This window comes from Mesorhizobium sp. LNHC229A00 (assembly GCF_000502415.1).
Classification (GTDB): domain Bacteria; phylum Pseudomonadota; class Alphaproteobacteria; order Rhizobiales; family Rhizobiaceae; genus Mesorhizobium.
The window spans coordinates 120,194-145,166 of sequence record NZ_AYWQ01000001.1; the positions used below are offsets into that span (position 1 = coordinate 120,194).

Annotated in this window: 25 protein-coding genes; 17 read left to right on the plus strand and 8 right to left on the minus strand. The window is 62.7% G+C overall.

Translation table 11 applies throughout. The features are described from left to right. The first annotated feature begins 19 nt into the window (after window positions 1-19). The 3 genes from X742_RS168930 to X742_RS168920 all read left to right on the plus strand — a co-directional run bounded on the left by X742_RS168930 (window position 20) and on the right by X742_RS168920 (window position 3,038). On the plus strand, window positions 20-2,212 hold the full coding sequence (locus X742_RS168930) for an ABC transporter ATP-binding protein (RefSeq protein WP_023769595.1): 2,193 nt from the start codon (window positions 20-22) through the stop codon (window positions 2,210-2,212). Between the two features lie 164 nt (window positions 2,213-2,376). Then, complete coding sequence (locus tag X742_RS1000000173730; RefSeq protein ID WP_023769596.1) at window positions 2,377-2,604, plus strand: hypothetical protein; 228 nt, start codon at window positions 2,377-2,379, stop codon at window positions 2,602-2,604. Then, complete coding sequence (locus tag X742_RS168920) at window positions 2,601-3,038, plus strand: TA system VapC family ribonuclease toxin (protein WP_023769597.1); 438 nt, start codon at window positions 2,601-2,603, stop codon at window positions 3,036-3,038. Before X742_RS1000000173730 ends, X742_RS168920 begins: the two co-directional genes overlap by 4 nt. A gap of 68 nt (window positions 3,039-3,106) precedes the next feature. On the opposite strand, the gene X742_RS168915 is transcribed toward X742_RS168920, so the two are convergent. After that, window positions 3,107-3,697 carry a transglycosylase SLT domain-containing protein gene (locus tag X742_RS168915; protein WP_023769598.1) on the minus strand — a complete coding sequence of 197 codons (591 nt, stop codon included), beginning with the start codon at window positions 3,695-3,697 and terminating at the stop codon, window positions 3,107-3,109. Between the two features lie 216 nt (window positions 3,698-3,913). On the opposite strand from X742_RS168915, the gene X742_RS168910 reads away from it, so the two are divergent. Both X742_RS168910 and X742_RS168905 read left to right on the plus strand, forming a co-directional pair. After that, window positions 3,914-5,452 (plus strand): trimethylamine methyltransferase family protein, encoded by a 1,539-nt coding sequence (locus X742_RS168910; RefSeq protein WP_023769599.1) that lies wholly within the window; start codon window positions 3,914-3,916, stop codon window positions 5,450-5,452. A 90-nt stretch (window positions 5,453-5,542) separates the two neighbouring features. Beyond that, a complete protein-coding gene (locus X742_RS168905; protein ID WP_023769600.1) occupies window positions 5,543-7,984 on the plus strand; it encodes an FAD-dependent oxidoreductase in 2,442 nt (813 codons plus the stop codon). An 18-nt stretch (window positions 7,985-8,002) separates the two neighbouring features. On the opposite strand, the gene X742_RS168900 is transcribed toward X742_RS168905, so the two are convergent. Beyond that, window positions 8,003-8,398 carry a DoxX family protein gene (locus X742_RS168900; protein ID WP_015317141.1) on the minus strand — a complete coding sequence of 132 codons (396 nt, stop codon included), beginning with the start codon at window positions 8,396-8,398 and terminating at the stop codon, window positions 8,003-8,005. 213 nt (window positions 8,399-8,611) lie between these two features. On the opposite strand from X742_RS168900, the gene X742_RS168895 reads away from it, so the two are divergent. Continuing rightward, the gene (locus tag X742_RS168895) at window positions 8,612-9,100 is read left to right on the plus strand and encodes a hypothetical protein (RefSeq protein ID WP_023769601.1); all 489 of its coding nucleotides are present in this window, start codon (window positions 8,612-8,614) and stop codon (window positions 9,098-9,100) included. Window positions 9,101-9,142: 42 nt separating this feature from the next. Here X742_RS168895 and X742_RS168890 read toward each other — a convergent pair whose 3' ends face one another. Next, window positions 9,143-9,919 carry a VOC family protein gene (locus X742_RS168890; RefSeq protein ID WP_023769602.1) on the minus strand — a complete coding sequence of 259 codons (777 nt, stop codon included), beginning with the start codon at window positions 9,917-9,919 and terminating at the stop codon, window positions 9,143-9,145. A gap of 176 nt (window positions 9,920-10,095) precedes the next feature. Here X742_RS168890 and X742_RS168885 point away from each other — a divergent pair, with 176 nt between their 5' ends. From X742_RS168885 to X742_RS168860, 6 genes are all read left to right on the plus strand, one after another. After that, on the plus strand, window positions 10,096-10,821 hold the full coding sequence (locus tag X742_RS168885) for a gamma-glutamylcyclotransferase (protein WP_023769603.1): 726 nt from the start codon (window positions 10,096-10,098) through the stop codon (window positions 10,819-10,821). Window positions 10,822-10,942: 121 nt separating this feature from the next. Further along, the gene (locus X742_RS168880; protein WP_023769604.1) at window positions 10,943-12,298 is read left to right on the plus strand and encodes an NAD(P)-dependent oxidoreductase; all 1,356 of its coding nucleotides are present in this window, start codon (window positions 10,943-10,945) and stop codon (window positions 12,296-12,298) included. 5 nt (window positions 12,299-12,303) lie between these two features. After that, complete coding sequence (locus X742_RS168875) at window positions 12,304-13,146, plus strand: methyltransferase domain-containing protein (protein WP_023769605.1); 843 nt, start codon at window positions 12,304-12,306, stop codon at window positions 13,144-13,146. 12 nt (window positions 13,147-13,158) lie between these two features. Then, complete coding sequence (gene preA, locus X742_RS168870; RefSeq protein WP_023769606.1) at window positions 13,159-14,472, plus strand: NAD-dependent dihydropyrimidine dehydrogenase subunit PreA; 1,314 nt, start codon at window positions 13,159-13,161, stop codon at window positions 14,470-14,472. A 106-nt stretch (window positions 14,473-14,578) separates the two neighbouring features. Then, the gene (locus tag X742_RS168865) at window positions 14,579-15,097 is read left to right on the plus strand and encodes an Rrf2 family transcriptional regulator (RefSeq protein ID WP_023769607.1); all 519 of its coding nucleotides are present in this window, start codon (window positions 14,579-14,581) and stop codon (window positions 15,095-15,097) included. Window positions 15,098-15,128: 31 nt separating this feature from the next. Continuing rightward, complete coding sequence (locus X742_RS168860; RefSeq protein WP_023769608.1) at window positions 15,129-15,587, plus strand: carboxymuconolactone decarboxylase family protein; 459 nt, start codon at window positions 15,129-15,131, stop codon at window positions 15,585-15,587. A gap of 120 nt (window positions 15,588-15,707) precedes the next feature. On the opposite strand, the gene X742_RS168855 is transcribed toward X742_RS168860, so the two are convergent. Next, window positions 15,708-16,430, minus strand: coding sequence for an SDR family oxidoreductase (locus X742_RS168855; RefSeq protein ID WP_023769609.1), 723 nt, complete (start codon window positions 16,428-16,430; stop codon window positions 15,708-15,710). Then, the gene (locus tag X742_RS168850) at window positions 16,427-17,266 is read right to left on the minus strand and encodes an SDR family oxidoreductase (RefSeq protein ID WP_023769610.1); all 840 of its coding nucleotides are present in this window, start codon (window positions 17,264-17,266) and stop codon (window positions 16,427-16,429) included. Before X742_RS168850 ends, X742_RS168855 begins: the two co-directional genes overlap by 4 nt. 103 nt (window positions 17,267-17,369) lie before the next feature. Between X742_RS168850 and X742_RS168845 the strand changes: the two genes are divergently transcribed. After that, on the plus strand, window positions 17,370-18,251 hold the full coding sequence (locus X742_RS168845) for a helix-turn-helix transcriptional regulator (RefSeq protein ID WP_023769611.1): 882 nt from the start codon (window positions 17,370-17,372) through the stop codon (window positions 18,249-18,251). A gap of 12 nt (window positions 18,252-18,263) precedes the next feature. Here X742_RS168845 and X742_RS168840 read toward each other — a convergent pair whose 3' ends face one another. Beyond that, a complete protein-coding gene (locus X742_RS168840) occupies window positions 18,264-18,899 on the minus strand; it encodes a TetR family transcriptional regulator C-terminal domain-containing protein (protein ID WP_023769612.1) in 636 nt (211 codons plus the stop codon). A gap of 241 nt (window positions 18,900-19,140) precedes the next feature. Between X742_RS168840 and X742_RS168835 the strand changes: the two genes are divergently transcribed. Continuing rightward, a complete protein-coding gene (locus X742_RS168835) occupies window positions 19,141-20,469 on the plus strand; it encodes an aspartate aminotransferase family protein (protein WP_023769613.1) in 1,329 nt (442 codons plus the stop codon). A gap of 98 nt (window positions 20,470-20,567) precedes the next feature. Here X742_RS168835 and X742_RS168830 read toward each other — a convergent pair whose 3' ends face one another. Next, a complete protein-coding gene (locus tag X742_RS168830) occupies window positions 20,568-21,206 on the minus strand; it encodes a TetR/AcrR family transcriptional regulator (RefSeq protein WP_023769614.1) in 639 nt (212 codons plus the stop codon). Between the two features lie 121 nt (window positions 21,207-21,327). Between X742_RS168830 and X742_RS168825 the strand changes: the two genes are divergently transcribed. From X742_RS168825 to X742_RS168815, 3 genes are all read left to right on the plus strand, one after another. Further along, window positions 21,328-22,578: a Zn-dependent hydrolase gene (locus X742_RS168825; protein WP_023769615.1), complete on the plus strand. Its 1,251-nt coding sequence runs from the start codon at window positions 21,328-21,330 to the stop codon at window positions 22,576-22,578. Window positions 22,579-22,645: 67 nt separating this feature from the next. Then, window positions 22,646-24,097 (plus strand): dihydropyrimidinase, encoded by a 1,452-nt coding sequence (hydA, locus tag X742_RS168820; protein ID WP_023769616.1) that lies wholly within the window; start codon window positions 22,646-22,648, stop codon window positions 24,095-24,097. Further along, entirely contained in the window at window positions 24,094-24,477 is a 384-nt protein-coding gene (locus X742_RS168815; protein WP_245273770.1) for a hypothetical protein, read from the plus strand. Before hydA ends, X742_RS168815 begins: the two co-directional genes overlap by 4 nt. Window positions 24,478-24,500: 23 nt before the next feature. On the opposite strand, the gene X742_RS168810 is transcribed toward X742_RS168815, so the two are convergent. Beyond that, window positions 24,501-24,905 carry a cupin domain-containing protein gene (locus X742_RS168810; protein ID WP_015317160.1) on the minus strand — a complete coding sequence of 135 codons (405 nt, stop codon included), beginning with the start codon at window positions 24,903-24,905 and terminating at the stop codon, window positions 24,501-24,503. Window positions 24,906-24,973 lie beyond the last annotated feature (68 nt).

Genomic DNA, 24,973 nt, shown 5'->3' on the forward strand with positions numbered 1-24,973 from the left:
ATTAGGATTGGAGCGACCCATGAACGAGGCAGTTCGAAATCCGGCACAGCCGATCATCGAGATCGAAAACCTTTCGATCTCCTTCTTCACCCGCAAGGGCGAGATACCGGCCGTCATGGACTTTTCCTGCACGGTGATGCCGGGCGAGGCAATGGGCATCGTCGGCGAATCCGGTTGCGGCAAGTCGACCGTGTCGCTCGGCATCATGCGCGACCTCTCCAACATCGGAAAGATCGTCGGCGGCAAGATCAAGTTCCAGGGCAAGGACATGGGCGAGCTCTCCGACGAGGAGCTGCGCGGCATCCGCGGCAACAAGATCGCCATGATCTACCAGGAGCCGATGGCCAGCCTCAATCCGGCGATGAAGATCGGCCAGCAGCTGATGGAAGTGCCGTTGATCCACGACAAGGTGTCGACGAAAGAGGCCTACTCCAGGGCGCTCGAAATGGTGCGCTCGGTCAAGCTTCCCGATCCCGAGCGCATGATGCGCTCTTATCCGCACCAGCTTTCCGGCGGCCAGCAGCAGCGCATCGTTATCGCGATGGCGCTGCTGTCGAAGCCGGCGCTGCTTCTGCTCGACGAGCCGACGACGGCGCTCGATGTGACCGTGGAAGCGGGCATTGTCGATCTGGTCAAGGGGTTGGGCGAGAAGTTCGGCACCTCGATGATCTTCGTCTCGCACAACCTCGGCCTCATCCTGGAAACCTGCGACCGCATCACTGTGATGTATTCGGGCGAGGCGGTCGAGACCGGCAAGATCAAGGACGTCTTCGACCGGATGCGCCACCCCTATACGCAGGGGCTGTTCCGTTCGATCCCGCTGCCTGGCGCGGACAAGAACTCGCGGCCGCTGATCTCGATCCCGGGGCAATTGCCACTGCCGCATGAACGGCCAAAAGGCTGCAATTTCGGCCCGCGCTGCCACCATTTCGTCGAGGGCGTCTGCAACGCCGCCGAAATCCCGATGATAGAAGTCGCCGGACACGAGGGTCATTTCTCGCGCTGCGTGCGCTTCAACGAGATCGATTGGGAGGCATTGCCGCCGGGCGCCAAGAAGGTGAATGAGCGCGTCGTGCCGGGCGCGCCAGTACTCAAGATCGAGGACCTGCGGAAATACTACAAGGTCGGCGGCAGCGAGGTGTTCGGCTCGAGCGAAGGCCGCGTCGTCAAGGCCAACGAGACGATCTCGTTCATGGCACGCGAATCCGAGACAGTCGCCATCGTCGGCGAATCCGGCTGCGGGAAGTCGACGCTGGCCAAGGTGCTGCTCGGACTGGAAACCGCCAGCTCCGGCAGCGTCACGCTCGGCAACAAGGAAATCCAGTCGACCGGCATCGAGAAGCGCAGCGTCGACACCGTGTCGTCGATCCAGATGGTGTTCCAGAACCCGTTCGACACACTCAACCCCAGCCATTCGGTCGGGTCGCAGATCATCCGGACGCTGGAAAAATTCAACGTCGGCAGGACCGTCGCCGACCGGCGCAAGCGCATGCTGGAACTGCTCGACCTGGTGAAACTGCCGCGGGCGTTCGAAACCCGCAAGCCGCGTCAGCTTTCCGGCGGCCAGAAGCAGCGTATCGGCGTGGCGCGAGCCTTCGCCGGCGATGCCAAGGTGGTGGTGGCCGACGAGCCGGTTTCGGCGCTCGACGTCTCGGTGCAGGCGGCGGTGACGGAACTGCTGATGGATATCCAGCGCAAGAACAAGACGACGATGCTGTTCATCAGCCACGATCTCTCCGTCGTGCGCTACATAGCCGACCGCGTCGTCGTCATGTATCTCGGCTATATCGTCGAGCAAGGCACGACCGACCAGATCTTCGCGCCGCCCTATCATCCCTATACCGAGGCGTTGCTCTCGGCGATCCCGATTGCCGATACCAGCGTGGTCAAGAAGCACATCGTGCTGGAAGGTGACATCCCCTCGGCGATGAACCCGCCGTCCGGCTGTCCGTTCCAGACACGCTGCGGCTACAAGAAGCTGGTGCCTGACAATCTGTGCGAGACCAAGGTGCCGCCGGTCAAGAACCTCGGCGATGGCCATATGAGCCTGTGCTGGCTCTCCGACGACGTGCTCAAGACCATGGAGCCGGTGATCAAGTTCGACAAGGAACATGCTGCCCATGAAGGCGTGCCTGACGACGCGCCCCATGGCGAAGGTCCGGGCTTTGCCGGCGAGCCGCCGAAGCGGCCACATGGCAAGAAGCCGATTTGATATGCATTAAAGCCGGGCCGTCAGGGCGGCGCATTGCCTCTCGAAGCGGCCGGGATATCTTACATGCGTTTGGAGGGCGGACCATATTCCCCCCATCGCCTTGAGTATTTCTCCTTGTTGTCCTATGTGATGCGTGATGCTTGATGCGCGCAAGGAGATAAGTTGTGAGAACGACACTTGCCATCGACGATGATGTCCTCCTTGCCGCCAAAGCCATGGCGCGGCAGCAGGATCGCAGCGTTGGGGAGGTCATTTCCGATCTTGTTCGCCGCTCGCTGCATCGGCCTCAGGCGGGCGATGAGCGCAATGGCATTCCCTTGCTGTCGTCCCAGCCTGGCAGCACGATGGTTGATCTCGAGACGGTCAACAGGCTTCGCGACGAACTGCCGTGACCTTCCTGCTCGACGTGAATGTCTTGATCGCGCTGATCGATCCCAGCCATGTCGCGCATGACGATGCCCATCGATGGTTCGAATCCGTCGGACGCACCTCATGGGCCACAAGCCCTATCACCGAGAATGGTGTCATCAGGATCGTGGGCAATTCCAAATACCCCAATTCTCCCGGCTCGCCTGCGGTCGTTGCGCGGATTGTTGGTAAAATGCACGCACTTCCAGGACATCAATTCTGGCCGGACGACATCAGTCTGGTCGGTTCTGCCGATATCGATACCGGCAAGATCCTGACCTCGGCGCAAGTCACGGATAGTTACCTACTGGCGCTAGCCAGTGCGCGTGACGGCAAGTTGGCGACCTTTGATCGAAAATTGTCGACGGCGGCGGTAAAGGGAGGAAAGTTGGTTCTCCACCTCATACCGACCGAGTGAAATCCGGACTCAGGCCCGGCTCTGACATAGCATCAAAGATGCCGAGTGATTTCGCTGACCCCGGCGGATCAGTTGTTGCACTGCCTTAGCTGAGCGTCATAGTCGCGGGCCATCTTGTCGGTGGCCCGTGCGTAGCCCTGGACGCCGGCATCGCCGCGATTGCCGCGGCCATAGGCGGTCCAGCCGAGATAATAGGCGAGGTAGAGGTTGTAGGTGTCGTTGGGGGCGACGCCGTAGCTGTCCGATGTCTTGGAATGGTACCAGCCGACGAAGTCGACGGCGTCGGCGAATCTCGTGCGCCGCGCCGCCCAGTTGCCGGTTTCGCGCTGATATTGCGACCAGGTGCCGTCCAGCGCCTGCGAGAAACCGGTGGCCGAGGAGACATGTTTCCACGGAATGAAGCCGAGGAGTTTGGTGCGTGGCGGGCGGGCGTTGCTCTTGAAACCGGATTCCTTGCGCACGGTCGCCATCAGCACCGGCACCGGCACACCGTATTTCTGTGAGGCGCGCTCTGCAGCCGACTGCCAATTGTCGAACCAGCCATCGTTCTGATCGAAGACGGCGCAGACATTGTTGATGTGACTGGGTGCCGTCGCGCAGGCCGAAAGTGCCAGCAGCACGCCAACCGCTACAATTTTACTAAAACTCGACCTACGCATTGGATGAGCAATAGGCCGAAATCATAAAAGGAATCTTGCTGTCGCCGTTAACGCCTTGTCGGCACGAGCGGGCAAGAAAATGCCATATAGGTATTCCGACGCTATTTGTCGCCTTTTCTAAAGGGACATCGCATATATGGCGCCTTGGCTAAAATCGCGTCGACAAATGGCGTATTTCCGACAGCTTGACCGCCCTGCCGAAGCTTTGATGCCGACATGAGCGAACCTAGACGAAAGCGCGGCGCCGAGCGCACCAGCAACCGGGGGCCAGCGCCCATCACGCAACTGCCGCCCAGGCGGGTGATCAATCCCTATCCGCCGATGGCGTTGTTGTCACCAGAACAGGTCGAGGCGATCCATCAGGCGTCGATGCACATATTGGAGAATTTCGGCATCGAGGTAATGAGTCCGCGTGCGCTGTCGCTGTTCGAGCAGGCCGGCGCGAAGGTTGATCACGCCTCGGCGAATGTGCGCGTCGATCGCGGCATGATCGACGAGGCGCTGAAGACGACGCGGTCCGGCTATACGCTGACCCCACGCAATGCGGCCAACACAATCCATCTCGGCGGCAACACCATTAATTTCACGCTGGTTGCCGGTCCTCCCAATGTGCATGACATGGAGCGGGGCCGCCGTGCCGGCAATCTGCGCGACTATGCGGATCTGACCAGGCTGGCGCAGCATTTCAACTGCGTCCACATGCTTGGCAACCAGGTCTGCGCGCCGGTCGAACTGCCGGCCAACTCACGCCATCTCGATACATACTTCACCAATCTGACGCTGACCGACAAGAGTTTTCATGTCTCGGCGATCGGCCGCGGCAGGGCGCTGGACGGCATCGAGATGATGGCGATCGCGCGTGGGATGACGCTGGCCCAGATGGCTGATGATCCCGGCATTGCCACCATCATCTCGGTCAACTCGCCGCGTCGCTTCGACGAGATGATGGCCGAGGGGCTGATGACCATGGCCGAGTACGGCCAGTCGGTTGCGGTGACACCGTTCACGTTGATGGGAGCGATGAGCCCGGTGACGCTGGCCGGGGCGCTGGCGCAGCAGAATGCCGAGGCGCTGTTCGGCGTGGTGCTGACGCAACTGGTGCGGCCAGGCGCGCCTGTGATGTACGGCGCCTTCACCTCCAATGTCGACATGAAGTCGGGCGCGCCGGCCTTCGGCACGCCTGAAAACACCAAGGCCAACATTGCTTCGGGACAATTGGCGCGCCGCTATGGCCTGCCATACCGGACGACGCCCGGCTCGGCTTCCAATGCCGCCGACGCGCAAGGCGCCTATGAGACGCTGATGGCGTTGTGGGGCGCGGTGCTTGGCCATGGCAATCTCGTCTACCACGCCGCCGGCTGGCAGGAGGGCGGGCTGACGGCGTCGTTCGAGAAATTCATCATCGACGTGGAGATGATCCAGCACATGATGGAGTTTCTGCGCCCGATCGTGGTCGATGAGGCGGAGCTTGCCGTGGAGGCGCTGGGGGCTGTGCCGACCGGCGGCCATTTCTTCGGCGAGCCGCACACGCTGGAGCGCTACGCCACCGCCTTCTACCAGCCGATGCTCTCCAACTGGCAAAATTACGAAGCCTGGCAGGAGGCCGGCGGCCTCGACGCGACCGCGCGCGCGACGCGGCTGTGGAAGAAGGCGCTGGAGGATTATGTCGAGCCGGTGATGGACATCGCCGTGCGCGAAGCGCTCGAGGCCTATGTGGCCAAGCGCAAGGAAGCGATCGGGCAGGGCGAGCCGTGAATTTCGCGGTGTTGGCGCGCGGCAGGGGAGCCGGGCGCTGTCCTTTCGCATCACTTTCTCTCCCAACTCACTGATATCAGGGAAAAATCGATGAAATCGCATGCAAAGGTCGTAGTCATCGGCGGTGGCGTCGTCGGATGTTCCGTGCTGTTCCATCTTGCCCGTCATGGCTGGACCGACGTCGTGCTGCTGGAGCGCGACGAGCTGACTTCAGGCTCGACCTGGCACGCGGCCGGCGGCATGCACACGATCAATGGCGATCCCAACGTCGCCAAGCTGCAGAAATACACCATCAATCTCTACAAGGAGATCGAGGAGTTGTCGGGACAAGCGACCGGCGTCCACCTGACCGGCGGCGTGCTTCTGGCGGCCACCGAGGCGCGGCTCGACTGGCTGCGCGGCGTCGTCGCCAAGGGCCGTTATCTCGGCATCGAGCTGGAGGAAATCTCGCCGAAGGAGGCGGCCGAACTGATGCCGCTGCTCGATCCCAAGCAATTCGTCGGCGCCGTCCGCAACAAGGAGGACGGCCACCTCGATCCCTCCGGTGTCACCCACGCCTATGCCAAGGCGGCGCGAAAACTCGGCGCCGAGGTGGAGCGCTTCACCAAGGTCGAGGATATCGTGCGCCGTCCCGACGGGCTGTGGCGCGTCATCACCAACAAGGGCGAGGTGGTGGCCGAGCATGTCGTCAATGCCGGCGGCCTGTGGGCGCGCGAGGTCGGCCGCATGGTCGGGCTCGAACTGCCGGTGCTGGCGATGGAGCACATGTACCTGATCACCGAGGACATGCCGGAGGTTGCCGCCTGGAACCAGAAAACCGGCACCGAAATCATCCATGCGGTCGATTTCGACGGCGAGCTCTATCTGCGCCAGGAGCGCGGCGGCATGCTGATGGGCACTTATGAGAAGGCCAACAAACCATGGTCAGAATACCAGACGCCGTGGAATTTCGGCCATGAATTGCTGGCGCCGGATATCGACCGCATCGCGCCGTCGCTCGAGGTCGGCTTCCGGCATTTCCCGGCCTTCCAGAACACCGGCATCAAGCAGATCATCAACGGGCCCTTCACTTTCGCGCCCGACGGCAACCCGCTGGTCGGGCCGGTGCGCGGCCTGCCGGGCTTCTGGGTCGCCTGTGGCGTGATGGCCGGCTTCAGCCAGGGCGGTGGCGTTGGTCTGGCGCTATCCAACTGGATGATCGAGGGCGATCCCGGCGCCGACATCTGGGCGATGGACGTGGCGCGTTACGGCGACTGGGCTGGTATGGCCTACACCAACGCCAAGGTGCGCGAAAACTATTCCCGGCGTTTTTCGATCCGCTTCCCGAACGAGGAATTGCCGGCCGGGCGGCCGCTGAAGACTTCGCCCGTCTATGACCTGTTGTCGGCCAAGGGTGCTCAGTGGGGCGTCGCCTACGGGCTGGAAGTGCCGCTCTGGTATGCGCCGGAAGGCGTCAAGGACGAGTTCTCATGGCGGCGCTCGAGCGACTTCAGCCATGTCGCCGCCGAAGTCGCCACGGTTCGCGCAGGCGTCGGCTTATCGGAGATATCGAGCTTCGCCAAATACAAGGTGACGGGCGAGGGGGCGGCGGCCTGGCTCGACCGGATGCTCGCCTGCAAGCTGCCGAAACCCGGTCGCATGACGCTCGCCCCGATGCTGAAGGAAGACGGCAGGCTGATCGGCGACTTCACGTTGGCCAATCTCAGCCCCCAAGATCGGGAAGAAGGGGGCTGGTTCCTGGCCGGCTCCGGCATTGCCGAGCAATATCACATGCGCTGGTTCGAGCAGCATCTGCCTGATGATGGCTCGGTTCATATCGAAGCGCTGGGACAAAAGCTTACCGGCCTGTCGATTGCCGGCCCCAAGGCCAGGGACGTGCTGGCAAAAGCCACGCGCTCCGGCACATCTAACGAGGCATTTCCCTTCATGGCAGTCGGCAAGATGGACGTCGGCATGGCGCCGTGCATGGTCGGCCGCGTCAGCTACACCGGCGATCTCGGCTACGAGATCTGGGTGGCGCCGGAATATCAACGTGCCGCGTATCAGGCGCTGATGGCGGCGGGGGTGGAATTCGGTATCGGCCTGTTCGGCTCGCGCGCGCTCAACGCGCTGCGGCTGGAGAAGAACTACGGTTCATGGGGGCGCGAATACCGGCCGATCTACGGGCCGCTGGAAGCCGGCCTCGATCGTTTCGTCGCCTACGGCAAGGACGCGGATTTCATCGGCAAGGCGGCGGCTCTGGCCGAGCGCAAACAGGGCGGCAAGTTGCGGCTGCGCGCCTTCATCGTCGATGCCGACGATGCCGATGTCATTGGCGACGAACCGATCTGGTTCGGTGGCGCGGTGCGCGGCTGGGTGACGTCGGGCGGCTATGCCCATCATTCGAAGAAGTCGGTCGCTGTCGGCTATGTGCCGAAGGAGATCGCGGACGAGAGCGACGGCTTCGAAATCGAGTTGCTCGGCAAGCGGCATGCGGCGCGCATGCAGGCGGCGCCGCTGTTCGATGCGAATTTCGAACGGATGCGGGGGTGAACCACCCCCGCACGGGGATCACGCGCTCCGGCGGTTGTCGAGCGCGAAGGCGCCGGCGCCGGCAAAGACCAGATAGAGGAAGATGAAGCAGAACGAGATCGCCGAATCGCCGCTGTTGTTGACCGGGAAAAAGTCACGCGGCATGTGCGCCATGAAATAGGCGATCGCCATTTCGCCGGCCAGAAGGAATGCGACCGGGCGCGTGAAAAGGCCCAGCGCCAGCAGAATGCCGCCGGCGAATTCGAGGATGCCGGCTGCTAACGGCAATCCGCTCAACGCGGTGGCTGCGTGATCGCTGGCAGGGAAATTGAACAGTTTCTGCGTGCCGTGCTCGATGAACTGCAGCGCGGTCATGATGCGCAGGACGCCGAGCGCCTGCGGCTGATATCTGGCAAGGCCATCGAAAAGCTTCATCCAAAACTCCGTTTAGCTTCTCGGATCGGCCATAGGTTATTGCCCGGCGGTGGACCATTCACTTCCCAGGGCCGGCCATCAACAATTAGTGATTGGAACTGTTCCCCGGCCTGACCTTTCATTATGCTCTCGTCTAGGTTGCATTCTTTTCTGTATGGTTGTATTGGTTGTAGTCGCCGATTTGAACGCTCTTGACATGTGGGTCCTCTTGCCATGAAAAAAGCCGCCATCAGCCTGTTCGCGATCCTTGTGAGTACCAGCTTAGCCATGGCCGAGGACGCCGGCTGCGAGGCCTTCAAATGGCCTGTGACGCGCGAACAGGCGCTGTTTGCAACGGCGCCCTCAACGCCGTCCGGAGCGACACTGGCAGTGGGGCAGGCCGCGGATCTGGCGCTGGTACCGGCCGAGAAGGCCGGCTTTCCGGTGCCGCCCGAACGCGCGCCCGCGCAGGGCACGTTCGGCGCTGTCGCCAATGTGGCGGTGCCGCCGGAAGGGACCATCCAGATCAGCCTGTCGGGAGAGGCCTGGGTCGATGTCATCCAGGACGGCAAACCCGTGAAATCGTCCGGCTATAGCGGCGTCAAGACCTGCCCCGGCATCCGCAAAAGCGTGCGCTTCAAGCTCGCGGCCGGCCAAGCCACCGTCCAGTTCAGCGGTGCCAAGAAAGAGACCCTCAAGGTCGCGGTGCTGGCACCGGAATGAGCCGACGCCAGCAAGCATGATATCAGCGGTTGACGCGGGCGCTTATCGCACCGGCGCCATCAAAGCGAAGTGCGCGCCTTGTGGATCCTGGCATTGCACGACCCAGCTGCCTCCGGGGACCTCCATCGGTCCCATCAGGATCTTGCCGCCATTGTCGGTGACGCGTTTTGCGGCCGCGTCGATGCCGGTGACGTTAAAATAGAACTGCCACACCGGCACCGGAATCTGCTCGGGCTTGTTCATGATGCCTCCGCCGGATTCGGGGCCGGCGGTAAAGGTTTGGTAGATGCCCATCGGCCCTATGTCGAATTCGCCGGCATTGGCCCAGCCGAACTGGTCGGAATAGAAATCAAACGCGGCCTTCCAGTCGCTCGTATAAAGCTCATGCCAGCCGATATGGCCAGGCGTGTTGGCTGGCACGACGGGCTGGTCCGGACCATTCGGCTGCAGGAACATGAAGGTCGCGCCTTGCGGATCGGCCACGACGGCAAAGCGGCCGACGCCTGGAATGTCGTCGGGCTGGCGGTGAACGGCGCCACCTGCCTTTTCCAGCGACGCTGTTGCCGCGTCGACATCGCGGGCGTGGATGTAGCCCAGCCAGGCCGGCGGCATGCCCATCTTGGCGGCATCTTGGGGCATCGTCATCAGGCCGGCGACGCCACGCTCGCCGACATTCATGACGACATAGCGCGGCATGCCTGGGACCTTGTCGAAGGGCTCGGCCTTCCAGCCCACCACGGCGGGGTAAAAAGCCTCGGCGGCGTCGAGGTCTGATGTCATCAGTTCGTACCAGAAGAAGGGCATCGGGGATTGTGGCATGGTCGGTCTCCTCACCGTTGTGCACCGATCGTCGTTCGATCCATCCCAGGACGATCTTGACGACGGAAATCCGACATCTGGGCTGGAAATCGGGAACGGCAAGGCGCACCCTCTGGCGATCGTGCGTGTCTTGCGATTTTCGCCTTTGCTTGGCCCCGAGGAGGGGTCGTCGTTCCATGCGGCAGATGTCACTCACAGCCGAGCTTGTCGCACTGTGCCATCGCGAGGAGGCCGATCCCGGGCCCAGCGGCAGCTGGACGCAACTGAGCGACGAGGATTTCCGGGTCCTTTCCGAGCGGCTCGCCGATGAAGCAGATGCGGGGCCGCTATGGGTGTTCGCCTATGGCTCGCTGATCTGGAAGCCGGCTTTCGAGTCCGTCGAACGCAAGCGGGCCACCGCCCATGGCTGGCACCGCTCGTTCTGCATCGACATGGTTCGCTGGCGCGGCAGCGTCGCGCAGCCTGGATTGATGATGGCGCTGGAACGCGGTGGGCGGTGCGATGGTGTGATCTATCGTTTGCCGGAAGGGGAGAAGGCTGCTCGGATCGAAAGGCTGTTGCGGCGCGAGATCGACGATCACGAGAGCGTCGCTTCGGTCAGGTGGGTCCCGGTGCGTACGGCGCAAGGGCATCTGCGGGCGCTGGGTTTCTGGGTCGGGGTGACGGGCAGGGGCACTTCGCTCGGGCAGCCGCTGGAGACAGTGGCACGGGTGCTGGCGCGCGCCTGCGGCCATGTCGGCTCCGGGGCGGAATATCTTTACAACACCGTGAGCCACCTCGAGGAATTCGGCATCCGCGACCGCAATCTTTGGACGTTGCAGCAATTGGTCGCCGACGAGATCAGGTCGATCCACGGCAATGGCAGGGGTGGCGGCCCCATCCCAGCGTCACCGTCATCATAATATGAATAAAATTGTCATATTTTCTTCCGGTCCTTTCAACGGCTTACCCCAAAAATTGACCAATTGATAAAAAAATAAAATGTGCTAGCTTTCTCCAAAACGAAAAGATGGGGAACTGAGAATGCCAGAAGGTCAGTTCAAAGACGGTATTGTCGGCGGCCGGCTTCTGCCCGACCAATACGCCGACAATTTTTCCGACCTGCATCCTCCGCTCGACCATCACGAGGCGCTGGTCGAATCCGACCGCTGCTATTTCTGCTACGACGCGCCGTGCATGAACGCATGCCCGACCTCGATCGACATTCCGCTGTTCATCCGCCAGATCTCGACCGGCAACCCGATCGGGTCGGCCAAGACCATCTTCGACCAGAATATTTTGGGCGGCATGTGCGCCCGCGTCTGTCCCACCGAGACGCTGTGCGAGGAGGTTTGCGTCCGCGAGGTTGCGGAAGGCAAGCCGGTCCAGATCGGTCGTCTTCAGCGCTACGCCACCGATGTCGCGATGAGCGAGAGCAGGCAGTTTTATCCGCGTGCCGAGCCGACAGGAAAGACCGTAGCCGTCGTCGGCGCCGGCCCGGCCGGTCTTGCCGCCGCGCACCGGCTCGCCCGCCATGGCCATGACGTGACCATCCTGGAGGCGCGCCCGAAGGCGGGCGGCCTCAACGAATATGGCATTGCCGCCTACAAGAGCGTCGACAACTTCGCCCAGGCCGAGGTCGACTATGTCACCGCGATCGGCGGCATCGACATCCAGAACGGCAAGACGCTCGGCCGCGACTACCAGCTCTCCGACCTGATCCGCAATTACGACGCCGTCTTCCTCGGCATGGGGCTTGGCGGCGTCAACGCGCTGCGCGCCGATGGCGAGGATGCCGCCGGCGTCACCCATGCGGTCGAATTCATCGCCGAATTGCGCCAGGCCAGCGACCTCTCCGGCTTGCCGGTCGGCCGCCGCGTCGTCGTCATCGGCGGCGGCATGACGGCGATCGACGCCGCCGTGCAGTCGAAGCTGCTTGGCGCCGAGGAGGTGACGATCTGCTACCGGCGCGGCCAGGAGCATATGAACGCCTCCGAATTCGAGCAGGACCTGGCCGCCGCCAATGGCGTCACCATCCGTCACTGGCTGCAGCCGAAGCGGGTGATTACCGAAAGCGGCAAGGTCAGTGCCATCGAACTCGAATACACGGCGCTCGACGGCGAGCGGCTTGCCGGCACCGGCGAGACGCTGACGCTGGTTGCCGACCAGGTGTTCAAGGCCATCGGCCAGAGTTTCGTGCCGGTTGCACTCAACGGCAGCGGGGCGTCGATCGATCTTGAAGCCGGCCGCATCAAGGTCGACGCGCAAGGGCGCACGTCGCTGGCCAAGGTCTGGGCCGGTGGCGACTGCATATTCGGTGGCGACGACCTGACCGTTTCGGCCGTGGCGCAAGGGCGCGACGCGGCGGAAAGCATCCACAGGAACCTGACCCAGGGATAAGGATCATGGCCACGGTGGAACCGGGCATTGCCCGTCACTATGAGATTTCAGCCCTGGAGGAGCGGATTCTTGCCGCGCTTGCCGACACCGGCGTGGAAATTGCCCATTTGAGCGCCGACGATCTCGCAGCGGTCGACGAATTCCACATTGGCGGCATCGCCGCCACCCGGGAACTCATCGACCAGATGGGGCTGAAGCCTGGAGCCCGGCTTCTCGACATCGGTTCAGGCATCGGCGGTCCGGCCCGTTTTGCCGCGACCAATGCCGGCGCCGATGTCACCGGCATCGACCTGACGCAAAGCTATGTCGATATCGCGACCAGCCTGTCGAAGCGGGTGGGAATGGCCGGCAAGACGCGCTTCGTGCAAGGCAGCGCGCTGGACATGTCGTTCGCCAAGGCCAGCTTCGATGCGGCAATGATCCTGCATGTCGGCATGAACCTGCCTGACAAGGCCAAGCTGATGAGCGAGGCCGCCCGCGTGCTGAAGCCCGGCGGCGTCTTTGCCGTCTATGACGTGATGCGGCTCAAGGATGGGGCACTGACCTATCCGCTGCCATGGGCATCCGACGCGACCATGTCGTTCGTCGCCACGCCTGCTGATTATCGAGCGGCCGCGACCGCCTGGGGCTTTTCGGTAACCGCCGAGCGCCCGCGCGGCGCTTTCGCCATCGAGTTCTTCGCCACCATGCGTGCCCGCATGGCCGCCGCGCAGGCCGAGGGAAAAAAGCCGCCGCCAAGCGTCGGCCTCGTCATGGGCGAGGATGCCCGCACCAAGATCACCAATCTCACCGCCGCGCTTGAGGGCGGCAGTCTTGCACCCGTGGAAATGCTCCTTCGTCTCCGTTGAAAGGGACCTGTCATGGCTGACATCAGAAACAATTTCGTCGGCATCAAATCGCCCAATCCGTTCTGGCTGGCGTCGGCGCCGCCGACCGACAAGGCCTACAATGTCATCCGCGCTTTCAAGGCGGGTTGGGGCGGCGTCGTCTGGAAGACGCTTGGCGAAGAGGGGCCGCCGGTGGTCAACGTCAACGGCCCGCGCTACGGCGCGATCTGGGGTGCCGACCGGCGCCTGCTCGGCCTCAACAACATCGAATTGATCACCGACCGCGATTTGCAGACCAATCTTCGCGAGATGAAGCAGGTCAAGATGGACTGGCCCGACCGCGCGCTCATCGCGTCGATCATGGTGCCATGCGTCGAGGAAAGCTGGAAATCGATCCTGCCGCTGGTCGAGGAGACGGGCGCCGACGGCATCGAGCTCAATTTCGGCTGTCCGCACGGCATGTCGGAACGCGGCATGGGTGCGGCCGTCGGCCAGGTGCCGGAATATATCGAAATGGTGGTGCGCTGGTGCAAGCAATATACGCGCATGCCCGTCATCACCAAGCTGACGCCCAACATCGCCGATATCCGCAAGCCGGCGCGGGCAGCGCATGCCGGCGGCACCGACGCTGTGTCGCTGATCAACACCATCAATTCGATCACCGGCGTCGACCTCGACAGTTTCGCGCCGATGCCGACCATCGATGGCAAGGGTTCGCATGGCGGCTATTGCGGCCCGGCGGTGAAGCCGATCGCCATGAACATGGTGGCCGAGATCGCCCGCGATCCCGAAACCCGCGGCCTGCCGATCTCAGGCATCGGGGGCATCACCACGTGGCGGGACGCCGCCGAATTCATGGCGCTGGGCGCTGGCAATGTGCAGGTCTGCACGGCGGCGATGACCTACGGCTTCAAGATCGTGCAGGAGATGATCGCCGGCCTCGAAAACTGGATGGACGAGAAGGGCCACCGGTCGCTCGACGACATCATCGGCCGCGCCACGCCCAACGTCACCGACTGGCAGTATCTCAACCTCAACTATGTCGCCAAGGCGCATATCGATCAGGACGCCTGCATCAAATGCGGCCGCTGCCACATCGCCTGCGAGGACACCTCGCACCAGGCGATCACCAACGTGGTCAACGGGGTCAGGCATTTCGAGGTGATCGAAGCTGAATGTGTCGGCTGCAATCTCTGCGTCAATGTCTGCCCGGTTGACAATTGCATCACCATGGAGCCGCTAGCGGCCGGCGCGTTGGACCAGCGCACCGGCAGACCGGTGTCGCCGGTCTATGCAAACTGGACCACGCACCCGAACAATCCGATGGCCAAGGTGGCGGCGGAGTAGGGGCAACCTTCAAAAGCGGCGTCTCCGGACGTCGCTTTTTCCATTTTGCTATTGCAGATAATTTTTATCCAGGATATGTCTTATCGGTGAATTGGAGACTAGCACTATGAAGCTGGGCGAGGGCGTTGAGGCGGCCATCCACTGCGCGGCGACACTGGCGAGCGTCGACGGCAACAGTACGATGCCGGGCGCGGCGCTGGCGGAATCCTTTGGCCTGTCGCCGAGCTATCTCCTCAAACACCTCAATATGCTGACTGCGTCCGGCATTCTGGAATCAGTGCCGGGTCCCGCCGGCGGCTACCGGCTGGCACGGGCTGCCGAACGCATCACGCTGCTCGACATCGTGCTCGCCATCGAAGGGCGCGAGCCGGCTTTTCGCTGCGGCGAGATCCGCCGTAACGGTCCGATCAAGATCGATGCTTCTGCCTATGTCAAACCTTGCGGCATCAATGCGGCGATGCTGAAGGCGGAGCGCGCCTACCGGGCAGCCCTCGCCGAGGTGAAGTTGTCCGACATCGTGGCGGATTACGCCGCGGAAGGCGACCCCAGATCGTTTGCCGCGAGTTGCGCCTTTGTCGAGCGCCATCAACGGCGGCAAAAACCCAGTTCAACCAACCAAGCCTAAGTTACCTCCCAAGGATGCGAAAGGAAAGACGATGAAACAGAGGCTGCAGTTTTTTGCCAAGGCGCCCGAGATCATGAAGGCTGTGTCGGCGCTCAACAAGGCGGTCGACGAATGTGGACTGGAGGTGAGCCTGCTGCACCTGGTCAAGCTCAGGGCCTCGCAGATCAATGGCTGTTCCTTCTGCGTGGAGATGCACAGCCGCGAAGCCAGGCGCGACGGTGAGACCGAGCAGCGGCTCTATCTCGTCGCCGCCTGGAAGGAATCGCCGCTGTTCTCCGAGCGCGAACGCGCCGCCTTCGCCTGGACCGAAGCGGTGACCCTGATCGCCAGCAACGGCGTGTCGGACGAACTCTACGCCCGCACGCTGGAGCATTTCTCGCAAGAGGAGTTGGTCAAGCTCTCCGTCGCGGTCGGCATGATCAACACCTGGAACCGGCTTTGCATTCCGTTTCACGCCATCCATCCGATGCCGGCCTCCAAGGCGGCCTGACAGTCCGGACATCTATTGGGGCGCCGCGGGGAAAGGCGGCGCCCCTGCTGTTTCAAGGGATGTCGCGCTGAGCGGAGGGTTTCTGACGCTGGTCGCCCAGTCGCTTTAACTCTCCAACGTTTACGCCGCGAACCGCAGGCCCCCATCGCAGGTCAGCACCTGGCCAGTCACGAAGCCGTTGGAGACGAGGAAGGCTATCGCCGAGGCGACGTCCTCGGCGCGGCCGATGCGGCCGACCGGCGTTTTCCCCGCATATTCTGCAAAGACCGCCTGCCGCTGCTCTGCGGGCAGAAAGTCCCACCATGGCGTGTCGATTACACCCGGCGCCACGACGTTGACGCGCAGCGGCTTCAGTTCGACGGCCAGGATCGGCGCGACGGTCAAGAGCATGCCGTTGATGGCGCCGATGCCGGCGACGCCCGGCATCGCGACCTGCGCCGACACCGCCGAGATGAAGGTGACCGACCCCGATTTGTTCAGCGTCGGCAAGGCGGCCTGCAGGCAGGAGAGTTGCGGCCGCACCTTCTCGTCGACGCCTCCGGCGATATCGGTGAGGTCGAGGGTCTGGAACGGGCCGAGGCCCTTGCCACCGCTTGCTGCCAGAACGAGATGGTCGAACGGACCGAGGCGCTCGAAGAATTGGCGCACCTCATCCGGCTTCGAAGCGTCGAAGGCAGCCTTGTCGGCGGCGCCGCCAAGACTTTTCCAGGCGCCGACGAGCTTGTCCTGGTTGCGCCCGGTGATCGTGACCTTCATGCCCGGGCCGAGCAGTTTGCGCGCCGTCGCCAGGCCGATGCCGGATGAGCCGCCGATGATCACCGTGTGTTCGGTTCTGTCGGTCATGAATGCTGTTCCTTCATTTCAGGGAAAGCCAGCCCGACAAGGTCGAGGCTCAGGCTTCGCAATTGTTGTCTTGCCTTGACGTCATAGGCCTGGGCGTCGGCGCGGGATTCCTGCAGGCCGTCGAAATAGAGGCCGCTGCGCCCTTCCAGCGCGGGCGAGGTGGCGAGATTCAAGATAGCCTCGGCGCCGGTCTCGACCGAACTCCAAGGCGTCACGCCCGCCTGGCGGACCATGGTGGTGTTCATGTAACTCGCCGGATGCAGCGCGTTGACGGTGACGCCGCTGCCTTTCAACTGCCCGGCCAGATCGACGGTGAACAGGATCTGGGCCAGCTTGCTCTGGCAATAGGCGCGCACGCCGCTGTAGCCGCGGGTCAGCATGACATCGCCGAAATCGATCGCCTGCTGGCCGGCGGAGGCGACATTGACGATGCGTGCCGGGACGCTCGCCTTCAGCAGCGGCAGAAGCTCCGAGGTCAGCAGGAAGCCGGCGAGATAATTGACGGCAAAGCGCAACTCGTAGCCATCGGCGCTTGTCTGTCGTTCGTCGCTGGCGGTGCCGACGCCGGCATTGTTGATGAGGATGTCGAGCCGATCGGTGCGTGCGCGAACGGTCGCGGCGAGCCGGCGGACTTCGGCCAGCGATGCAAGGTCGGCGGCACAGAATTCTGCCTTGCCGCCGGCGGTTTCGATCTCGGCGATGACGGCGTCTCCGCGTGTGGCATCGCGGCCATGCACCAGCACCCGTGCGCCGGCGGCACCCAGCCTTTGCGCTACCACGCGGCCGACGCCATCGGTCGAGCCTGTGATGAGGACGGTCTTGTCTTTCACTTTCATGTTCAGAGCCTCCTGTTGTTGCTCTGAACGCAAGATGGAGCGCTTCGCCCATGTCAAACAGTTCAAACTTTATCCTGGTATCAATACTGCTATAATGACCGGCATGAACGCTCCCGTTGCCTCCACCCGATCAGCCGACGAGAGCCGCCGGCGCGAACTCGGCGCCTTCTTGCGGTCGCGCCGGGAAAGGCTGGCGCCATCGGCCACCGGCATCGCGACGGGGCCCAGACGGCGCACACCGGGTCTGCGACGCGAGGAAGTGGCGATGATCGCCGGTGTCGGCACCACCTGGTACACCTGGCTCGAGCAGGGCAGGGACGTGCGGCCCTCGGTGGAAGTGCTGGCGGCGCTCTGCGAGGCTTTGCGCCTCGACGCCGTCGAGAAGCGGCATCTGTTCATCCTGGCCGGCCGCCAGCAGCCTGAGCGTCGTGTGGCGGCGCCTGAAAAGGTCGACGCTACGCTGTTGCACATGCTGCAAAGCCTGGTGCTGCAGCCCGCCTATGTCGTTGGCCGTCGTTGGGACGTTCTTGCCTGGAACGACGCGGCCGTGGCGGTGTTCGGCGACTACGGCCTGCTCGAGGGCGATAGCAGAAACATCGTCCACATGGTGTTCACCAACCCGCACCATCGCCGCCTGCTGGTCGACTGGGAAGAACTCGCCCGCGTGGTGCTTGCTTCATTTCGTGCCGAAAGCGCCAAATATGTCGGCGATCCGGATTTCGAACGGCTGATCGCGCTGATGATGAGTTCAAGTCCCGAGTTCCGTGACCGGTGGCCCCGGCGCGACGTGGCGCGCAGGCTGACCGGCGTGAAGCATGTCCGGCATCCCACGGTGGGCTTGATGGCCTTCGAGCATATGAGCCTGTCAATCGACGACGGCTCGGACATGCGGCTGATCGTCTACACACCGCTCGCCGAGCAGAACTCGATCGCCAAACTTCAACAATTGCTCGAGGCGATGCCGGCCGAACGGCGCAGCGCGTGAGCCGTCGTAGGATCAAGCCTTCGGCTTCAGCCCATCGAGGAACAATTGCTCGAGGAAGCGGGCAGCGTCCTCGAAGCGGCCGTCGCCGCCACGGTTCGGCCCCAGCACGGCGCGGACCTGGACATCGAAGTCGGCGTAATGCTGCGTCGTCGCCCAGATCGAGAAGATCAGATGCCAGGGATCGGTCCGGGCGATCTTGCCGGCGCGCATCCAGCCCTTGATGACGGCGGCTTTCTCGTCGACCAGCGTCTTCAACTCGCCCGCCAGCAGCGGCATGATACGCGGCGCGCCTTGCAGGATCTCGTTGGCGAAGAGTCGGCTCTCGCGCGGAAAGTCGCGCGCCATTTCCAGCTTGCGCCTGATGTAGCTCCTGAGTTCGGTCATCGGATCGCCGATGTCGTCGAGTTCCCGCAGCGGCGCCAGCCAGGTTTCGAGTAGCCGTTCCATCAATGTCTCGTGGATGTCTTCCTTGCGGCGGAAATAGTAGAGTAGGTTCGGCTTCGACATGCCGGCGGCTTCGGCTATCTGGTCGATGGTCGAACCGCGGAAGCCGCTGGTGGAAAACACTTCGAGCGCGGCCTCAAGGATCAGTTCGCGTTTTTCCTGCTGGATGCGGGTGCGGCGAGGGGCTTGCGTGCTCGTGGTCACCGTTGCGGGCCCTCGCCTTGCCAAATCTCGCATTCAAGGTCATCTGGACCAATTCTCTGGACCAGTTTTTCCCTAGGCTGTGGAACGCACTTCAGGAGCCGCATTTCCGCTAGTAATCCATTGACCGCCGACATGGCGGTGCTAACGTTTGTCCAATCGGTCAAAATTTGCGTAGCATGAAAGCGCGGCAAAGACCAAGCGTTGGACGCAGCGAAACAGGTTACAAGGGGAAGTCTTGGTCATGTCCAACCGGCTGAAAGTCACGCCGAACGATCTCAGCGCATTCTGGATGCCGTTCACGGCAAACCGGCAGTTCAAGCAGGCGCCGCGCATGTTCGTGTCCGCCAAGGACATGCATTACACGACCAGCGATGGCCGCAAGGTATTGGACGGCACCGCCGGCCTTTGGTGTGTCAACGCCGGCCATTGCCGACCGAAGATCACCGAGGCGATCCAGCACCAGGCCGCCGAACTCGACTATGCACCCGCCTTCCAGATGGGCCATCCGATCGTGTTCGAACTGGCGAACCGCCTGGTCGACCTCGCGCCCAAGGGCATGGACCATGTCTTCTTCACCAATTCCGGTTCGGAATCGGTCGAAACGGCGCTGAAGATGGCGATCGCCTATCATCGCGTGAAGGGGGAAGGCTCGCGCACCCGCCTCATCGGCCGCGAGCGCGGTTATCACGGCGTCAATTTCGGCGGCATCTCGGTCGGCGGCATCGTCACCAACCGCAAGATGTTCGGCACGCTGCTGGGCGGCGTCGACCACATGCCGCACACGCATCTGCCGGAGAAGAACGCCTTCTCCAAAGGCGTGCCGGAATATGGCGCGGAACTCGCCAACGAACTCGAGCGTATCGTCGCCCTGCATGACGCCTCGACGATCGCCGCCGTCATCGTCGAGCCGGTCGCGGGTTCCACGGGCGTCATCCTGCCGCCGAAGGGCTATCTCGAGAAGCTGCGCGAAATCTGCACCAAGCACGGCATCCTGCTGATCTTCGACGAGGTCATCACCGGTTTCGGCCGTCTCGGTGCGCCGTTCGCGGCCGACTATTTCGGCGTCACGCCCGACATCATGACCACCGCCAAGGGCGTCTCCAACGGCGTCATCCCGATGGGCGCGGTGTTCGTGAAGAAGGAAATCCACGACGCCTTCATGACCGGCCCCGAGCACATGATCGAATTCTTCCACGGCTACACCTATTCGGGCAACCCGATCGCCTGTGCGGCTGCACTCGGCACGCTCGACACCTACAAGGAAGAGGGCCTGCTGACGCGCGGCGAGGAACTGGCGCCTTACTGGGAAGAGGCACTGCATTCGCTGAAGGGCGAGCCGCATGTCATCGACATCAGGAACATCGGCCTGATCGGTGCGATCGAGCTGGCGCCGATCGCCGGCAGTCCGACAAAGCGGGCCTTCTCGGCCTTCGTCAAGGCGTTCGAGCGCGGCGCGCTGATCCGCACCACCGGTGACATCATCGCACTGTCGCCGCCGCTGATCATCACCAAGGGCCAGATCAACGAACTGATCGACCATGTGCGTGAAGTGCTGCGGTCGATCGACTGAGGCCTGATGCGGCCACGCTCCCACACAGGAGAGTGGCCGCGAAGCGACTGGTCGGCGCGGCACCGCGCCGGCCTGATCTTTGCCGCAAACGGTCGGAGTCAGGCGGGCCGCGCGCCGATCCCGGTCAGGATTACCCGCTTGATATTGTCCTTGGCTTCCCGCCATTGCCGGTCGGACAGAGGCTTGCCGCCGTTGAGTGTTTCGATCTGGTGTCCGAAATCGGCATAATGCTGTGTCGCGGCCCAAAGCATGTAGAGCAGGTGGCGTGGATCCACCGGGTCCATCTTGCCTTCCTCGATCCAGCGCCTGATGATTTCGACGCGGCCGTCGGTCCATTCGCGCAGCGTTGATTCCATATAGTCCTGAAGCACAGGCGCACCGTGCATCACTTCGGAAGCCCAGACCTTGGAGCCGTCCGGATGGCGGCGCGATATTTCCATCTTGGCGTCGATATAGGCACTGATGCCGTCGATCGGGCCGCGCGCCGCGTCGAAGCAATTGGCCGCCTGTAGCCAGATTTCAAAAATGTTCTGGACTACGGATCGGTAGAGTTCTTCCTTGGTGGCGAAATAATAGTGGAGATTTGCCTTTGGCAGACCCGCCAGATCGGCGATCAACTGCATCGTGGCGCCGCCAAACCCTGCCTCCGCGAAAACCTTTTCGGCGGCGACGAGAATGGTTTTTTCATTCTCCCGGCGGATGTCCTGTCGCCGCATGGGGCGGGTGGGTTCAGCCATGTCTTCCCCAAGATTCTAGTTGACCGGTTGGTCAGGTTGTGTAGTTTAAAAGCTGACCATACGGTCAGGCTGCAATTCACTCAAGGGGCGACAAGACTCCTGGTGTAGATGGGAACTCAAGATGGCCGCACCCGGCGAGAATCTGCGAATCAATTCAGACCGTTTGTGGGATTCGCTGATGGAGATGGCGAAGATCGGCCCCGGCATTGCCGGCGGCAACAATCGCCAGACCGTGACCGACGAGGACGGCGAGGGCCGGCATCTGTTCAAGCGCTGGTGCGATGCCGCGGGGCTCGAAACGGGCGTCGACGAGATGGGCACCATGTTTGCCCGCCGCGAAGGCACCGACCCCAGCCTGCCTCCGGTCTATGTCGGCAGCCATCTCGATACGCAGCCGACCGGCGGCAAATATGACGGCGTTCTCGGGGTTCTCGGCGGCCTGGAGATCGTGCGCTCGCTCAACGACCTCGACATCAAGACGAAACATCCGATCGTCGTCACCAACTGGACCAACGAGGAGGGCGCGCGCTTCGCGCCGGCGATGATGGCATCCGGTGTGTTCGCCGGCGTGTTAGACCAAGCCGATGTCTACGAGCACACGGACAAGAACGGCAAGAAATTCGGCGAGGAACTGGAGCGCATCGGCTGGAAGGGCACCGAGAAGGTCGGTGATCGCAAGATCCACGCCTTCTTCGAACTGCATATCGAGCAGGGCCCGATCCTCGAGGACGAAGAGATCGACATCGGTGTCGTCACCCACGGCCAGGGCCTGAAATGGCTGCAGGTGACGCTGACCGGCAAGGAGGCGCATACCGGCTCGACGCCGATGCCCAAGCGCCGCAATGCCGGGCTCGGCATGGCCCGAGTGATCGAATTGGTCCACGAGATCGCCATGGACTACCAGCCCGACGCTGTCGGCGCGGTCGGCCACATGGAAATCTACCCGAACTCGCGCAACATCATCGCCGGCCGCACCGTTTTTACCATCGACATACGCTCGCCGGAGAAGGAAGTGCTCGACGCCATGGATGGCCGCATCCGCGAAGGCATCGACACGATCTGCGATGCGCTCGACATCCAGTACAAGATCGAGCAGGTAGGCGCTTTCGATCCGGTCACCTTCGACAAGGGCTGTGTCAAGGCAATCCGCGATGCGGCCGAGCGGCTCGGCTACACGCACCGCAACATCGTCTCGGGTGCCGGGCACGACGCCTGCTGGATCAACCGCGTCGCGCCGACCGCCATGGTGATGTGCCCATGCGTGGATGGGTTGAGCCACAATGAGGCCGAGGAAATCACCAAGGAATGGGCCGCGGCCGGCGCCGACGTTCTGTTTCATGCCGTGGTGGAGACGGCCGTCATCGTGGAGTGAACTTAGAGATTTACGTTCAAACGCCGCTCACCAAGAAGCGGGAAGAGAAGAACAAGGGAACAGCAAAATGACCAAAGTCATCAAGAACGGCACCGTCGTCACCGCCGACCGAACCTGGAAGGCGGACGTGCTGATGCAGCACGGCAAGATCGTCGCCATCGGCTCGGACCTGCATGGCGACCATGAGTATGACGCCACCGGCTGCTTTGTCATGCCGGGCGGCATCGACCCGCATACCCATCTCGAAATGCCGTTCATGGGCACCTATTCGGCCGATGATTTCGAATCCGGCACTCGTGCGGCCTTAGCCGGCGGCACCACCATGGTGGTCGATTTCTGCCTGCCGGCGCCGCAGCAATCGCTGCTCGAAGCATTGCGGATGTGGGACAACAAGACCTCGAGGGCGTCCTGCGATTATTCGTTCCACATGGCGATCACCTGGTGGGGCAAGCAGGTGTTCGACGAGATGGCCACCGTGGTCGACAAGGGCATCACCTCGTTCAAGCACTTCATGGCCTACAAGGGCGCGCTGATGGTCGACGACGACGAGATGTACGCGTCGTTCCAGCGCTGCGCCGACCTCGGCGCGCTGCCGCTGGTGCATGCCGAGAATGGCGACGTGGTCGCGGCCCTGTCGCAGAAGCTGCTTGCCGCCGGCAATAACGGTCCCGAAGGACATGCCTATTCGCGTCCGCCGGAAGTGGAAGGCGAGGCGACCAACCGCGCCATCATGATCGCCGACATGGCGGGCGTGCCGCTCTATGTCGTGCATGTCTCCTGCGAACAGAGCCACGAGGCGATCCGCCGGGCACGCCAGAAAGGCATGCGGGTGTTCGGCGAGCCGCTGATCCAACACCTGACGCTGGACGAGAGCGAGTATTTCGACAAGGACTGGGACCATGCGGCGCGCCGCGTGATGAGCCCGCCCTTCCGCAACAAGCTGCATCAAGATTCGTTGTGGGCCGGCCTGCAGGCCGGTTCGCTGCAGGTGGTGGCGACCGACCATTGCGCCTTCACCACCGACCAGAAGCGCTTCGGCGTCGGCAATTTCACCAAGATCCCCAACGGCACGGGTGGCCTCGAGGACCGGTTGCCGGTGCTGTGGACCAGGGGCGTCAATACCGGCCGGCTGACGATGAACGAGTTTGTCGCCGTGACCTCGACCAACATCGCCAAGATCCTCAACATGTATCCGAAGAAGGGCGCGATCGTCGAAGGCGCGGATGCCGACATCATCGTCTGGGACCCCCAACGCAAGAAGAAGATTTCCGCCAAGAAGCAGCAGTCCGTCATCGACTACAACGTCTTCGAAGGGGTCGAAGTGACCGGCCTGCCGCGCTTCGTGTTCTCGCGCGGCGAGTTGTCGGTCGAGGAGGCAGAGGTCAAGGCGAAGCCTGGCCATGGTGAGTTCGTCGGCCGCGAACCGAACGCGGCCGTCAACCGGGCGCTGTCGACCTGGAAGGAAATCACCGCGCCGCGCAAGGTGGAGCGGTCAGGCATTCCGGCGACGGGGGTGTGACGGTGAGGTGCGCGGGGCTCTATCTCACCGCCGTTGTTGTTCTGGCAGCCGGCTCCGCCGTGGCGGCCGGCATCGACCTGTCCAAGCCCTATGGCAACAAGTCCGGCTGCATCAACAAGAACGGCCAGCAGGTCTATGCCGAAGACATGCTGCTGCTGACCGACACCGATTTTATTACCGCGACCAGTGCCTGCACTTTCACGGGCAAACACGGTGAGGCCGATGGTTCGCTGACGGTCAAGGCAGAGTGCGAAGCGGAAGGCGAGGAGGGAAAGTCGCCCGCCACCTTCACGATCAAGCACAGCGCCAAGAATGCCAAGAAATTGGTGATCGCCGACGAGGACGGCAGCGTCATGGGCGAAGTTGCCCGGTGCCGATGAGGGCGGAAGGCTTTCCGTCAGCCTTAGGCGACGAGCGCGTCCAACTCCGGCAGCAGGACGACGCTTTCCTGTTCGTTGGGATCGGTGCGGGCGATGACGGCCGAGGACGGGGCATTGCTCAGATTGGCCGGCAAATGCGGCACGCCTGCGGGAATGTAGAAGAGGTCGCCGGCCTTGACGACGATGTGATGCTCCAGCCGGTCGCCATACCAGGTATGGACCTCGCCGGAGAGCACGTAGATCGCCGTTTCATGGTTCTCGTGCAGATGCGCCTTGGCGCGGGCACCGGGCGGCATCGTGAGCACGTGCATGCAGATGCCGGAGGAGCCGACCGATTCGGTGGCGATGCCGGCGAAATAGGTCAGGCCCTGCTTGCCTTCATAAGTGCTTTCAGGGCGGATAAGATGACAAGTGGGTTTAGGCGACATCGGGGAAACTCCGGGCGTCGATCGAGTGGGACAAACTCAGCAGGACTGGGGCCAATGGGACGGGTCGA

Excerpts from the sequence above, each read along its gene's own strand:
- X742_RS168930 (WP_023769595.1), top strand. The coding sequence starts at position 20 with ATGAACGAGGCAGTTCGAAATCCGGCACAGCCGATCATCGAGATCGAA.
- X742_RS168915 (WP_023769598.1), bottom strand. The coding sequence starts at position 3,697 with ATGCGTAGGTCGAGTTTTAGTAAAATTGTAGCGGTTGGCGTGCTGCTG.
- X742_RS168910 (WP_023769599.1), top strand. The coding sequence starts at position 3,914 with ATGAGCGAACCTAGACGAAAGCGCGGCGCCGAGCGCACCAGCAACCGG.
- X742_RS168905 (WP_023769600.1), top strand. The coding sequence starts at position 5,543 with ATGAAATCGCATGCAAAGGTCGTAGTCATCGGCGGTGGCGTCGTCGGA.
- X742_RS168900 (WP_015317141.1), bottom strand. The coding sequence starts at position 8,398 with ATGAAGCTTTTCGATGGCCTTGCCAGATATCAGCCGCAGGCGCTCGGC.
- X742_RS168895 (WP_023769601.1), top strand. The coding sequence starts at position 8,612 with ATGAAAAAAGCCGCCATCAGCCTGTTCGCGATCCTTGTGAGTACCAGC.
- X742_RS168890 (WP_023769602.1), bottom strand. The coding sequence starts at position 9,919 with ATGCCACAATCCCCGATGCCCTTCTTCTGGTACGAACTGATGACATCA.
- X742_RS168885 (WP_023769603.1), top strand. The coding sequence starts at position 10,096 with ATGCGGCAGATGTCACTCACAGCCGAGCTTGTCGCACTGTGCCATCGC.
- X742_RS168880 (WP_023769604.1), top strand. The coding sequence starts at position 10,943 with ATGCCAGAAGGTCAGTTCAAAGACGGTATTGTCGGCGGCCGGCTTCTG.
- X742_RS168875 (WP_023769605.1), top strand. The coding sequence starts at position 12,304 with ATGGCCACGGTGGAACCGGGCATTGCCCGTCACTATGAGATTTCAGCC.
- preA (WP_023769606.1), top strand. The coding sequence starts at position 13,159 with ATGGCTGACATCAGAAACAATTTCGTCGGCATCAAATCGCCCAATCCG.
- X742_RS168865 (WP_023769607.1), top strand. The coding sequence starts at position 14,579 with ATGAAGCTGGGCGAGGGCGTTGAGGCGGCCATCCACTGCGCGGCGACA.
- X742_RS168860 (WP_023769608.1), top strand. The coding sequence starts at position 15,129 with ATGAAACAGAGGCTGCAGTTTTTTGCCAAGGCGCCCGAGATCATGAAG.
- X742_RS168855 (WP_023769609.1), bottom strand. The coding sequence starts at position 16,430 with ATGACCGACAGAACCGAACACACGGTGATCATCGGCGGCTCATCCGGC.
- X742_RS168850 (WP_023769610.1), bottom strand. The coding sequence starts at position 17,266 with ATGAAAGTGAAAGACAAGACCGTCCTCATCACAGGCTCGACCGATGGC.
- X742_RS168845 (WP_023769611.1), top strand. The coding sequence starts at position 17,370 with ATGAACGCTCCCGTTGCCTCCACCCGATCAGCCGACGAGAGCCGCCGG.
- X742_RS168835 (WP_023769613.1), top strand. The coding sequence starts at position 19,141 with ATGTCCAACCGGCTGAAAGTCACGCCGAACGATCTCAGCGCATTCTGG.
- X742_RS168830 (WP_023769614.1), bottom strand. The coding sequence starts at position 21,206 with ATGGCTGAACCCACCCGCCCCATGCGGCGACAGGACATCCGCCGGGAG.
- X742_RS168825 (WP_023769615.1), top strand. The coding sequence starts at position 21,328 with ATGGCCGCACCCGGCGAGAATCTGCGAATCAATTCAGACCGTTTGTGG.
- hydA (WP_023769616.1), top strand. The coding sequence starts at position 22,646 with ATGACCAAAGTCATCAAGAACGGCACCGTCGTCACCGCCGACCGAACC.
- X742_RS168810 (WP_015317160.1), bottom strand. The coding sequence starts at position 24,905 with ATGTCGCCTAAACCCACTTGTCATCTTATCCGCCCTGAAAGCACTTAT.